Genomic DNA, 12,956 nt, shown 5'->3' with positions numbered 1-12,956 from the left:
CAAAAGAGTCGTCCGCATAGTCAGTAGCGACCGGGTGGGATGGGGGAGGCAGGAATTGGGCCAGGTCAGGCGGGGATTTATCGTTACCGGGCAGACGTGCGATAGGTCAGCAGCACAATCCCGGTCACCACGATGACGCCGCCGACTATCTGGCCGGCGCTGAGCATTTGATCGAGCACGATCCAGCCCATCAGCAACGTCGCCAGCGGCTCAATGTTCATGACCGGCGCATTGCGCGGCATGTCCAGGCGCGGGACCGACATGAACAGCACGATAAAACCGGTGCCGTACAGCACCACCAACGTTGCGAGTGCCAGCCAGCCGGTACCCGTGGCCGGCGGGTTCAGGCCGCCGGGAAGGGCGCCGCTGAGGCCGGCGAGGTTGACACTGCTGAATACGATGAAGATGGTCAGCAGGCTGCGCACGGAGCCGCGTACCTGGGACAACTTGTGGTCGGTGATCCACAGCGCGCAGGCGAACACGAACGCGGCGCAGAAGGCCAGGCCGACGCCGAGCAGCCATTGCGGGCCGATATCGGCACTGCCTGAGAGGCGGCCGGGTACGTCCAGCACAAACACCAGGCCCACCAGGATCAAGCCCATCAGCAAGGCGGTGCGCGCCGTCGGACGTGGGCCGCCGAATGCCCAGGTGAGCAGGGCAAGCAGAATCGGGAACACGTTGCCCACCAGCAGCGCCAGCGCCACCGGCACGCGGGCCACTGCGGAGTAGAGGCACAGGCTCTGGGTAGTGATAAGCAGGCCCAGCAGCACTTGCCAGCGCCATGCACCTGCGGGCAGGCGCAGGCTTTGGCGTTGCCACAGTACCAGCACCGCCAGCACCAGCAAGGTGCCACCCGAGCGCAGCAGAATGGCCAACAGCACACCGGCGCCATCATCGAAGGCGACCCGAGCGGCGATGTGATTGCCGGCGAAGGCACAGCCCATGCAGAGCAGAATCAACACGGCAATGGGGCGGGAGAACAGGGCGGGGGCAGTTTGCGTCGGGGCAGGCGGAGTCATGCTGGGGCTCGGGCGGTTGGCGCCATCGTCGGGGATGGCGATTTATTTTTAGGTTGTCGTACAACTTCGTGAAGGGGGATTTGTAGCGTGTTTGCGCCGAGGGGGCAAGGAGGGATTTGGCATGGGGAAAACTCAGCGCTTGCTGAACGCCAGCTTTGCGGCAAACAGCACGAAGATCACGCCGGTGGTGCGATCCATCCACTGGATGACCTTTTCGCGGCGCAGGAACCCGGACAGCGACTGCGTGGCGCCGATCAATACCAGCGACCACAGCAGCCCGAGCAACACATGGATGCTCACCAGGCCGAAGGTCCAGGCAATCAGCGAATGCCCTTGGGGGATAAATTGCGGCAGGAACGACACGTAGAAAATCCCCACCTTGGGGTTCAGCACATTGCCCAGCATGCCCTTGATAAACCAGTTGCCGCCGGGCTTGCCATCGGCTGAAGCGGGTGCCAATGAGCGGCGCGGACACACCAGCATGTTCAGCCCCAGCCAGGCCAGGTAAGCCGCGCCGCAGTACTTGAGCAGGTTGAACGCCATCTCCGACACCGCGATCAACGCGCCCAGGCCAAAGGCAACCGCGGCGCCCCACACCAGGCAACCCGCGTTGATGCCCAGCGTGGCCTGCAGCGCCTGGCGCTTGCCTTCCACCGTGGAGGTGCGCAGGACCAAGGCGGTGTCGAGCCCGGGCGTGAGGGTCAGCAGGGTGGCGGCGAAGGTGAAGGCGATGAGGTTCTCGGCGATGGACATGAGCGGGCTTCATGCAGAGGGATGAGTGGACGTTAACCCAAGCTTGGCATGAGTGGTTATCTTGTTGCGAGCGGGCTTGTTGTGGTGAGCGGGCTTACTATGGTGAGCAGGCCTGTTGTGAGTGACCGGGCTTGTTGTGGTGAGCGGGCTTGCCCCGCGCTGGGCTGCGAAGCAGCCCCAAAACCAGGCACTGCGGTTTGTCTGATGGAGCACAGTGATCTTTATTGGGGCCGCTTCGCAGCCCAGCGCGGGGCAAGCCCGCTCACCACAGTAAGCGGGCTTACTAGAGAAGCTTGTCTGCCTCTAGCGGTTGAAGCGCTCAACCAGCGCGTATTGGGTGGCCGCGGTATTGGTCAGTTCCTTGCTCAGGTCCGTGGATTGATGGGCTTGTATCGAGGTCTGGTCGGCCAGTTCGGCGATGGTGGTGATGTTGCGGCTGATCTCCTCGGCGACGGCACTTTGTTCTTCGGTGGCGGCGGCGATCTGGGTGGTCATGTCGGTGATATGCGACACCGCTTCGCTGATCCCCACCAGGGCCTGGTCCGCTTCCAGCACCCAGGCTACGCCTTCCTGGGCCTGGCGCTGGCCGTTTTCCATGCTTTGCACCGCGTTGCTGGAGGATGCCTGGAGCTTGGTGATCAGCCCATGGATCTGGGTGGTCGATTGTGACGTGCGCTGGGCCAGTTGGCGCACTTCGTCGGCTACCACTGCAAAGCCTCGGCCTTGTTCGCCGGCTCGCGCTGCTTCGATTGCGGCGTTGAGGGCGAGCAGGTTGGTTTGGTCGGCGATGCCCTTGATCACATCCACCACGCTGCCGATTTCGTCGCTGTCCCTGGCCAGTTGCGCCACGGTCACCCCGGTCTCGCCGACCATGGTGGACAGACGATGGATGGCTTCACGGGTATCGCGCGCCACTTCGCGGCCGCGCCCGGTCAGCACGTTGGCCTGTTGGGTGGCGTCGGCGGTGCGTTGTACATGGCTGGCGACTTCCTGGGTGGTCGCGGCCATCTGGTTGACGGCCGCCGAGACCTGTTCGGTTTCCACGCGCTGGCGGTTCAGGCCTTTGGCGCTGGCGGCAGCCAACTGATCGGATTGCCCCGCCAGGGTACTCAGTTGTTCGGCGCTGTCCTGCAGGCGGGTGAGGCAGGTTTTCAGGCGCGCGGTCTGGCTGAGAAACGCGGTTTCCAAACGCGACTGTGGGCCGCGTGCGTCACTGTACATCTGCGCGATCAAGGCATCCGACGTCGAGGGTTCGACCCCCTCCAATAGACGCAGGGTACTGCTCTGGCGCCAGCGCGAGCACAGCAGGCCCACCGGCAGTGCGACCGCCACGGCCACTGCGACGGCCACCGGTGCACTGAGGAACAGCCCGGCGACGCTGCCAGCCACACCGGTGGCCATGTACGGCACGCAACTCACTGCCGCCGGCAGCCAGGCATCCTGGCGCGGCACGCCCGGCTTGCCTTGGCTCAGACGCCGGTAGAGGGCCTGGGCGCGGCGGATTTCATCGGCCGTAGGCTTGACCCGCACCGACTCGAAGCCAACGACCCGGCTGCCGTCGAAGATCGGCGTGACGTAGGCATTGACCCAATAGTGGTCGCCGTTTTTCGAGCGGTTCTTGACGATGCCCATCCACGGCAGGCCTTGCTTGAGCGCGCTCCACATGTGGGCGAAAACGGCGGGTGGCACGTCGGGGTGCCGCACGATGTTCTGGGGCGCGCCGATCAGGTCGGCGCGTTCAAAACCGCTGATATCGACGAAGGCGTTGTTGCAGTAAGTGATCATCCCTTGAACATCGGTGGCGGAGATGAGTTTTTGCGAAGGCGCGAGTGAAATCTCGCGCTGTGTTACGGGCTGGTTGTTGCGCATTCCGACTACTCCCTGAATTGCCATAAGTTCATCGGCATCACACGGAATAAGTTGATGGCGATTGTTTGATATAAACCGGGACGTGACGAATGGCGTTCAGGAGGGCCTAAGTGGCGAATTGTCCTGGTGCGATACGAAAACAGTTTTTGCCTGCGCGCTTGGCTTCATATAACGCACCATCCGCATGGGCAATCACTGTTTGTGCGCAGGTATGTGACGTACTGTCGGCGCCTTCAAAGAGGGCAATGCCGATGCTGGCTTGCAAGGCATAGGGAAGAGCGCAACGCTCAGAGGCCTGTCGCAATGTTTCTATAATTCGTTGCGCTGCCAGGGTGGCAGAGGTCATGCCGGAATTATTCATCAGCAGAATAAATTCGTCTCCACCCAAGCGGCCAGCGCAATCCTGATTTAGCCTGACAATCGATTTAAGTGTTGCACCAAATTCGGCTAACGCCTTGTCACCTTCGGCATGTCCGTGGTTATCGTTGATGCTCTTGAAACCATCCAGATCTATATAGAGCACCGCAAAGTGTTTATCGGCATGCCGGCTGCGGGCCAGGGTGTTTTCAATCAGTTCGAGTATCCCCATACGGTTGTACAGGCCGGTGAGGGGGTCATGGGTCGCGCGGATTTCGTTTTTGGCCTCGGCCAGTAACGCGCGCACCAGGTTATCGTTCAACGTGTTGAGCAGTAGCCACATGCCCGTCAAGTACAGCGGGGCCTGGAGCAGGAATATCCTCAGCAGCGGTTCCGGCTGAAACAAGGTGGCGAGCTTCATAGGCACATCCGTCAGCAATATTTGAGTAAATGCATAGCGCGGTACGCCTTGATTACGCATGGCGATCGCGGCATTCACGCTGACCATTGAGGTGCACCCGAGAACTTGAAGAATCGCATCGCCGCTGATCAGGCAACCAGCGGTACCCAGGCCCAGCTCCGCCGCCCAGACCAGGCCCAGTAATAACGATAGATCAATGACATAAGGATATTTTTGGCCACCGTATTTATTGATCCAATACAGCAGTGCTAACCGTGAGACCCAGATCATCGAATCAATGATGAGCCAGGCAATGAAGAATTGGCTCGGGTGCAGTGTAACCGCGACTGTGCATATCACCAGGCTGTTAAACCAACCGACCCAGAGCACCCCCTTGGAAGAAAAAGGCCCGGCTATAAGTTCGCTGCGTATGCGCGTGTCATACGGTGCGTCTGCATTCGTCAGCCATCTCATCGCCTTTGTCGCAGGGAGTTGATATTCCATATTGACCCTCACCTGAAGCCCTGAAATCAAATAGTGGCACATGGCCATGCTGGCACCGTTCCAGCGGCTTTTCAAATGCTATGAGATAAAATTTGCGGGGCATTGATTCATGAAATATTCACTTGTTATTCAGCACATCCGTAGGGGAATCGCGCCGGTAGAACCGCTATCCATCACCCCGCATGATTGAAAAGCCTGAAACTTCCCGATGAAAAACCTCATAATGGCGGCCATTTTTGTTTAGCCCGTTATTCTGGTGTGCCCCCATGGAAATCAAGGTCAACTTTCTCGACAACCTCCGGCTTGAAGCCAAGTTCGATGACTTCACGGTGATTGCCGACCAGCCTATTCGCTATAAAGGCGATGGCTCGGCACCGGGGCCGTTCGATTACTTCCTGGCTTCGTCGGCGTTGTGTGCGGCGTACTTCGTCAAGTTGTACTGCAGCACGCGCAACATCCCCACGGACAATATTCGCCTGTCGCAGAACAATATTGTCGATCCGGAAAACCGCTATAACCAGATCTTCAAGATCCAGGTGGAGTTGCCGGCCGATATTTCCGATAAGGACCGCCAGGGCATCCTGCGCTCCATCGACCGTTGCACCGTGAAGAAAGTGGTGCAGGCCGGGCCGCAGTTCGTGATCGAAGAAGTGGACAACCTCGACGCTGATGCCCAGGCCCTGTTGATGCCGAGCGCGGGCAGCGAGGCGGGCACTTATATTGCTGGCAAGGACCTGCCGCTGGAGCAGACCATCGCCAACATGTCCGGGATCCTTGCCGGCCTGGGCATGAAGATCGAGATCGCCTCGTGGCGCAATATCGTGCCGAACGTGTGGTCGCTGCATATCCGCGACGCCCATTCACCGATGTGCTTTACCAACGGCAAGGGCGCGACCAAGGAGGGCGCCCTGGCGTCGGCGTTGGGCGAGTTCATCGAGCGGCTCAACTGCAACTTCTTCTACAACGACCAATTCTGGGGTGAGGAACTGGCCAATGCGCCGTTCGTGCATTACCCGGACGAACGCTGGTTCCAGCCGGGCCCGAATGACGAGCTGCCCGGGGAAATCCTCGACGCCTACTGCCTGAAGGTCTACAACCGCGACGGCGAGCTGCGCGGTTCGCACCTGTTCGACACCAACTCCGGCAATGAAGCGCGCGGCATCGTTTCGCTGCCGTTCGTGCGCCAGTCGGATGGCGAGGTGGTGTATTTCCCGTCCAATCTGATCGAGAACCTCTACCTCAGCAACGGCATGAGCGCGGGCAACACCCTGGCCGAGGCCCAGGTGCAGTGCCTGTCGGAGATTTTCGAGCGGGCAGTGAAGCGCGAAATCATCGAGGGCGAATTTGCCCTGCCGGACGTGCCGGCTGACGTGCTCGCGAAGTACCCGAGCATCCTGGCGGGTATTGCAGGCCTGGAAGCCCAGGGCTTCCCGGTGCTGGTCAAGGACGCGTCCCTGGGCGGCGAATTCCCGGTGATGTGCGTGACCTTGATGAACCCGCGCACCGGCGGCGTGTTCGCCTCGTTCGGTGCCCACCCGAGCCTGGAAGTGGCGCTGGAACGCAGCCTCACCGAACTGCTGCAAGGCCGCAGCTTCGAAGGCTTGAACGACCTGCCGCAGCCGACCTTCGAAGGCCAGGCGGTGACCGAGCCGAACAACTTCGTCGAGCACTTTATCGACTCCAGCGGTGTGGTGTCGTGGCGCTTCTTCAGCGCCCAATCGGACTACGAATTTGTCGAGTGGGACTTCTCAGGCGAAGGTGAAGACTCCAACGCCCAAGAGGCCGCGATCTTGTTCGGCATCCTCGAAGGCATGGGCAAGGAAGCCTATATGGCGGTGTACGAACACCTCGGCGCAACCGCCTGCCGCATCCTGGTGCCGGACTACTCGGAAATCTACCCGGTGGACGACCTGATCTGGGACAACACCAACAAGGCGCTGTTTTTCCGCGAGGACATCCTCAATCTGCACCGCCTGGACGAAGCGGAATTGCAGGGGTTGGTCGAGCGCCTGATCGAAAGCGAGCTGGACGACTACACCGACATCACCACCCTGATCGGCATCGAGTTTGACGACAACACGGCCTGGGGCCAACTGACCATCCTCGAATTGAAGCTGCTGATCTTCCTCGCCTTGCAGCAGTACGAGGAGGCCAAGGAGTGCGTGGAGATGTTCCTGCAGTACAACGACAACACTGCTGAGCGTGGCCTGTTCTACCAGGCGATGAATGCGGTGCTGGAGATGGAGCTGGACGACGACCTGGAACTGGCGGACTACGAAGCCAACTTCCGCCGCATGTTCGGCAATGAGCGGATGGATGCGGTGATCGGCTCGGTCAACGGCAGTGTGCGTTTCCATGGGCTGACACCGACCAGCATGAAGCTGGAAGGGCTGGACCGGCATTTGCGCTTGATCGAGAGCTACAAGAAGCTGCATTCGGCGCGTGCCAACATCGTCCAGGGGTGACGCGTACCCAATGCGGGAGGGGGCAAGCCCCCTCCCACAGTTGATCCCTGTTGCCTGGGGGATTTATATACGGGCCAAGGCTTGCGCCAGGTCCGCCCGTAGATCCTCCACGTCCTCAACCCCCACCGACAACCGTACCAGCCCGTCGCCAATCCCCAACTGCGCGCGGGTCGCCGCCGGGATGCTGGCGTGGGTCATGATCGCCGGGTGTTCGATCAGGCTTTCCACGCCCCCCAGGCTCTCGGCCAGGGCGAAGAGCTTGACGGTTTCCAGGAAGCGCGTGGCGCCGGCCAGGTCGCTGTTCAAGTCGACTGAAATCATCCCGCCAAACCCGCGCATCTGCCTGCGTGCCAGTTCGTGCTGCGGGTGGGACGCCAGGCCTGGGTAATAGACCCGGGATACTTGCGGTTGCTGTTCCAGCCAGGTGGCCAGGTCGAGGGCGTTGCTGCAATGGCGCTCCATGCGCAGGGCCAGGGTTTTCACGCCACGCAGGGTGAGGAAGGCATCGAACGGGCCGGCGATGGCACCAACCGAGTTTTGCAAAAATCCCACGCGCTCGGCCAACTCGGGGTTGTCGCCGACGATGGCGATGCCGCCGATCACATCGGAGTGACCATTGAGGTACTTGGTGCTGGAGTGCACCACGATGTCGAAACCCAACTCCAGCGGACGCTGGATCCACGGGCTGGCGAAGGTGTTGTCGGCCACGCAGAGAATGCCGCGGCTGCGGCAGATACGGGCGATGGCGCCGAGGTCGGTGAGGCTCAGCAGCGGGTTGCTCGGGGTTTCGACCCAAACCATGCGCGTGTCGTCCTGCAAGGACGCTTCGAACGCCGTCACATCACTCAGGTCGACAAAGCTGAAACGGTGCCCGGCACTGCGCTGGCGCACCTTGTCGAACAGGCGGAAGGTGCCGCCGTAGAGGTCGTTGCCGGACACGATATGGGCGCCGGCATCCAGCAACTCCAGCACCGTGGAGATTGCTGCCAGCCCGGACGCGAAGGCAAACGCCTGGCTGCCGCCTTCGAGGTCGGCCACGCAGCGCTCCAGGGCAAACCGCGTGGGGTTGTGGGAGCGGCCGTAGTCGAAGCCCTTGTGTACGCCGGGGCTGTCTTGCAGGTAGGTGGAGTTGGCGTAGATCGGCGGCATCAGCGCGCCCGTGGTCGGGTCAGGTGACTGCCCGGCGTGGATCACACGGGTGGCAAACGCGCTTTTATCGGGCTGGCTCATGCAAGGGATCTCCGCAGGTGGTTGAGCAGGTCGACGCGGGTGATCAGGCCGTGAAAGCCCGCCGCGTCGGCAATGATGGCGACCAGGCCGCGGTCCAGTTCAGCCTGCAATTCGGCCAGGCTGGCGCCGGGGGCCAGGGTGTGGACTTTGTCGCTCATGGCGCTGGCGACCATCATGGAGAAGTCCGCCGCGTCATGGTGCAGGCCCAGCAGGATGTCGGACTCATCGATCACCCCCACCAGTTCGCGGCCGTCCACCAGCACCGGCAGTTGCGACACGTCCGCCAGGCGCATGCGCTGGAAGGCGGTGAGCAGGGTGTCGTCGGGGCTCACGCTGATCACGCGACCATCTTCGAAGCGCCGCGCGATCAAGTCGCGCAGGTCGCCGTAGTGCTTGTAGTGCAGCAAGCCTGCATCGGTCATCCATTGGTCGTTGTAGACCTTCGACAAATAGCGGGTGCCGGTGTCGCAGACAAAGGTGACCACGCGCTTGGGCACCGTTTGTTCGCGGCAATACCGCAGCGCGGCCGCGAACAGGGTGCCGGTGGATGAACCGCCGAGAATGCCCTCGGCCTTGAGCAGCTGGCGGGCGTGGTCGAAGCTGTCTTCATCGCTGATGGAGTAGGCGTGGCGTACGCTGGACAGGTCGGCAATCGACGGGATGAAGTCCTCGCCGATGCCTTCCACCGCCCACGAGCCGGGTGTTTCCAGCTTGCCGCTGCGGCTGTATTCGGCCATCACCGAACCCACCGGGTCGGCGAGGACCATTTCCAGCTCGGGCTGCACCCGTTTGAAGAAGCGCGTCAGGCCGGTGAGGGTGCCGGCCGAGCCGACGCCCACCACAATCGCGTCTACATCGTGTTGGGTCTGGGCCCAGATCTCCGGCGCGGTGCTGGTCTCGTGGGCCAGGGGGTTGGCCGGGTTGTTGAATTGGTCGGCGAAGAAACAGCCGTCAATCTCCTTGGCCAGCCGCGCGGCCATGTCCTGGTAATACTCGGGATGGCCCTTGCCCACATCGGAGCGGGTGATATGCACCTCGGCGCCCATGGCCTTGAGGTGCAGCACTTTTTCCGTGGACATCTTGTCGGGCACCACCAGCACCACCCGATAACCTTTCGCCCGGCCCACCAGCGCCAGGCCCAGGCCGGTGTTGCCGGCGGTGGCTTCAATGATTGTGCCGCCGGGGCGCAGGCGGCCGTCGCGTTCGGCGGCGTCGATCATGGCCAGGCCGATGCGGTCCTTTATGGAACCGCCGGGGTTCTGGGATTCAAGCTTGAGGAACAGCGTGCAGGGGCCGGTATCGAAACGGCTGACCCGAACCAGCGGCGTGTTGCCGATCAGCTCGAGTACGGCAGGGCGGGGTAGTGTGGGCATGTCGTCACCTGGGGGCTTAGGGTGGGGGACAGCAAATCGCAGAGCATGGTCTGGAACAGTAGGTCGGTATTGGGTCGGTCGCAACCGAGGGGTCGATTGAATGACTTTTTTTGGCGCATGGGCGATGCCCGGGTGCGCCATCTACGCGCATGTTTTGCGGCGATACCCTTGTATTCATTGGCAGAGTGACCTGGCGTGGGCTTTGCTTTAGATAAATCCAAACTTGGATACAAGATGGAGTTTCCCATGCACAACGTTGTTGGCTGGACCCTCGGTGAATGGCAGGCCGCTTACCGCAACGGCACGATCACGCCGGACATTTTGCTCACCCTGGCCGCGCAATACCCCGCCGAGGACAGCGCCTGGATCGCCCGCGCCCAGCCGTCGTCATTGGCCGAGCAGTTGGCACAGTTGAGCGAACGGCTGGCAGCCCTGGGCGGCGATATGACCCAGCTGCCGTTGTATGGCGTGCCGTTTGCGATCAAGGACAACATCGATGCGGCCGGCTGGTACACCACTGCCGCCTGCCCTGAATTTGCCTACCGGGCGACCCGGGATGCCTCGGTCGTGCAGAAGCTGCGCGCCGCCGGCGCAATCCTGATGGGCAAGACCAACCTCGATCAGTTCGCCACCGGCCTGGTGGGCACCCGCTCGCCGTATGGCGCGGTGGGCAACAGTTTCAATGGCGATTACGTCAGCGGCGGCTCCAGCTCCGGTTCTGCGTCGGTGGTCGCCCGTGGGCTGGTGGCGTTTTCCCTGGGCACCGACACGGCGGGCTCCGGGCGTGTACCGGCGGGGTTCAACAATATCGTCGGCTTGAAGCCGACCAAGGGGCGTTTGTCCAATACCGGCCTGGTGCCGGCTTGCCGCACGGTGGATTGCGTCTCGGTGTTTGCGTTGACCGTGGAAGATGCCGAGACCGTGGCGCACGTTGCGGCGGGATACGACGCCAGCGACGCCTATTCCCGCGCCAACCCCAACACGGCGCCAGTGGCGGTGGGCGCTTCGATCAAGCTGGCCATCCCGGCGGCCCTGGAGTTTTTCGGCGATACCCAGAACCAGGCCGTGTTCGAACACGCGGTCGAACACTTCAAGGCGCTGGGCGCGGTGATCACCCCGGTGGATTTCACTGCGTTCAAGGAACTGGCGGACCAGCTGTACTTCGGCCCTTGGGTTGCCGAACGCACCGTGGCCCTGGAAAGCATGCTGGAAAACCAGCCTGAGGCAATCAACCCGGTGGTGCGCGGCGTTGTCGAAAATGGCCGCCAGTACAGCGCCTGCGACGCCTACAAAGCCGAATACCTGCGGGCCGAACTGAGCCGCCGCATCAATGACAGCCTGGCCGGTTTCGATGCCTTGCTGGTGCCGACTTCGCCAACCCTGCGCACCATGGCCGAGATGGCGGAAGAGCCGGTGCGCTACAACTCGCAGTTCGGCTACTACACCAACTTCACCAACCTGGCCGACCTCTCGGCCTTGGCGCTGCCGGCCGGTATCCGCGCCGATGGCTTGCCCAGCGGCATTACCTTGCTCGCACCGGCCTGGCATGACACGGCGCTGGCGCACCTGGGCAAGCGCTGGCAATCCAGCCTGGAGCTGCCTTTAGGTGCCACCCAGCGCTATCTGCCGGCACCGTCCGCACCCGCCCAAGCCCCCGGCTGCGTGCGCGTGGCGGTGGTGGGCGCGCACCTCACCGGCATGCCGCTGAACGTCCAGCTGACGACGCGCAACGCGGTGCTGGTGGAGCAAACCCTGACGGCCGACACCTACCGCCTGTACGCGCTGCCGGGCACGGTGCCGCCCAAGCCCGGGCTGGCCAAGGCGGACAGCGGTCGGGCGATCATCGTCGAGCTGTGGGACATGCCCCTCGCACGCTTTGGCGAGTTCGTCGCCGAGATCCCCGCGCCGCTGGGGATCGGCAACCTGCTGCTGGCCGATGGGCGCAGCGTCAAAGGCTTCATCTGCGAGCCCTGGGCCCTGGCCGACGCCCTCGACATCACCGAGTTCGGTGGCTGGCGCGCCTTTATTGCGAGTCGCGGTTAAGCATGGGGGCCAAGACACGCCCCGACAGCCTGGCCGAGCAGATCTACGCGCAGCTCAAGGCGGATATTTTCGACTTCCGACTGCTGCCGGGCGATCGTTTCAGCGAAGGCGAGGTGGCCGAACGCATGCACGCCAGCCGCACGCCGGTGCGTCAGGCGCTGTATCGCTTGGAACGGGAAGGGTATCTCGAGGTGTATTTTCGCAGCGGCTGGCAGGTGAAACCGTTCGATTTCGCCTACTTCGAAGAGCTCTACGACGTGCGCATCGTATTGGAACTGGCGGCTGTCGGCCGGTTATGTGCGATGGACGAACCGAACCCGATGCTGCAAGCGTTGCAGGCCACCTGGCAGGTGCAGGAGGGCGAGCGCCTGGAGGACGCCCAGGCCGTATCGGCGCTGGATGAGCGTTTTCATTGCGCGTTGGTGGAAGCCACCGGCAACCGTGAAATGGCGCGCATGCACTACGCCATCACCGAGCAAATCCGCATCATCCGGCGGCTCGACTTTACCCAGGCGCCCCGCATTGCGGCGACGTACGAAGAGCATGGGCAACTGCTCTCGGCCATCGTGCAACGCCAGGCTGACCAGGCGCAGCACCTGCTGCAGCGGCATATCGAACTGAGCAAGCAGGCGGTGCGCGAGATCACGTTGCACCGGTTGCATACGGCCCGGCAGGTGGGGGGGGCAGATTTCCTGATGCCCTGAGCTTCTGTGGTGAGCGGGCTTGTTGTGGTGAGCGGGCTTGCTGTGGTGAGCGGGCTTGCTGTGGTGAGCGGGCTTGCCCCGCGCTGGGCTGCGAAGCAGCCCCAATCAGGCTCCCTGTGTTCTGTCAGGTAAACCACAGCGCCTGGTTTTGGGTCTGCTTCGCAGCCCAACGCGGGGCAAGCCCGCTCACCACAGGTTACGAGTAGTCCTCAGATCACGTGGGGTGTGGAGGTGCACTC

General features: G+C 62.4%; 9 protein-coding genes and 1 pseudogene. 3 read left to right on the top strand and 7 right to left on the bottom strand.

Annotated elements, in window-relative coordinates; all coding sequences use genetic code 11:
• Positions 1–83: 83 nt before the first annotated feature.
• The 5 genes and pseudogenes from Q8X51_RS31890 to Q8X51_RS31870 form a co-directional block, all read right to left on the bottom strand.
• Entirely contained in the window at positions 84–1,019 is a 936-nt protein-coding gene (locus Q8X51_RS31890) for an EamA family transporter (protein WP_065928079.1), read from the bottom strand.
• A gap of 132 nt (positions 1,020–1,151) precedes the next feature.
• A complete protein-coding gene (locus tag Q8X51_RS31885; protein WP_065948279.1) occupies positions 1,152–1,772 on the bottom strand; it encodes a LysE family translocator in 621 nt (206 codons plus the stop codon).
• 303 nt (positions 1,773–2,075) lie between these two features.
• On the bottom strand, positions 2,076–3,173 hold the full coding sequence (locus tag Q8X51_RS31880) for a methyl-accepting chemotaxis protein (RefSeq protein WP_442094355.1): 1,098 nt from the start codon (positions 3,171–3,173) through the stop codon (positions 2,076–2,078).
• A gap of 195 nt (positions 3,174–3,368) precedes the next feature.
• Positions 3,369–3,557, bottom strand: a pseudogene (locus Q8X51_RS31875) (PAS domain-containing protein); the annotation flags it as partial.
• A 190-nt stretch (positions 3,558–3,747) separates the two neighbouring features.
• The gene (locus Q8X51_RS31870; RefSeq protein WP_074846928.1) at positions 3,748–4,902 is read right to left on the bottom strand and encodes a GGDEF domain-containing protein; all 1,155 of its coding nucleotides are present in this window, start codon (positions 4,900–4,902) and stop codon (positions 3,748–3,750) included.
• A 266-nt stretch (positions 4,903–5,168) separates the two neighbouring features.
• Here Q8X51_RS31870 and Q8X51_RS31865 point away from each other — a divergent pair, with 266 nt between their 5' ends.
• On the top strand, positions 5,169–7,367 hold the full coding sequence (locus tag Q8X51_RS31865) for an OsmC domain/YcaO domain-containing protein (protein WP_407694144.1): 2,199 nt from the start codon (positions 5,169–5,171) through the stop codon (positions 7,365–7,367).
• A 63-nt stretch (positions 7,368–7,430) separates the two neighbouring features.
• Here Q8X51_RS31865 and Q8X51_RS31860 read toward each other — a convergent pair whose 3' ends face one another.
• Both Q8X51_RS31860 and Q8X51_RS31855 read right to left on the bottom strand, forming a co-directional pair.
• Complete coding sequence (locus Q8X51_RS31860; protein WP_407694143.1) at positions 7,431–8,597, bottom strand: cystathionine gamma-synthase; 1,167 nt, start codon at positions 8,595–8,597, stop codon at positions 7,431–7,433.
• Positions 8,594–9,970, bottom strand: coding sequence for a pyridoxal-phosphate dependent enzyme (locus Q8X51_RS31855; RefSeq protein WP_027608450.1), 1,377 nt, complete (start codon positions 9,968–9,970; stop codon positions 8,594–8,596). The genes Q8X51_RS31860 and Q8X51_RS31855 overlap by 4 nt, the downstream gene beginning before the upstream one ends.
• A 246-nt stretch (positions 9,971–10,216) precedes the next feature.
• Between Q8X51_RS31855 and atzF the strand changes: the two genes are divergently transcribed.
• Together atzF and Q8X51_RS31845 are read left to right on the top strand one after the other, a co-directional pair.
• Positions 10,217–12,013 carry an allophanate hydrolase gene (atzF, locus tag Q8X51_RS31850; RefSeq protein WP_407694142.1) on the top strand — a complete coding sequence of 599 codons (1,797 nt, stop codon included), beginning with the start codon at positions 10,217–10,219 and terminating at the stop codon, positions 12,011–12,013.
• 2 nt (positions 12,014–12,015) lie between these two features.
• Positions 12,016–12,717: a GntR family transcriptional regulator gene (locus Q8X51_RS31845; protein WP_407694141.1), complete on the top strand. Its 702-nt coding sequence runs from the start codon at positions 12,016–12,018 to the stop codon at positions 12,715–12,717.
• Positions 12,718–12,956 lie beyond the last annotated feature (239 nt).

This window comes from Pseudomonas sp. Yb2C2 (genome assembly GCF_052112325.1).
GTDB classification, from domain to species: domain Bacteria; phylum Pseudomonadota; class Gammaproteobacteria; order Pseudomonadales; family Pseudomonadaceae; genus Aquipseudomonas; species Aquipseudomonas marginalis.
This window is presented reverse-complemented; position numbering and strand designations above follow the sequence as displayed.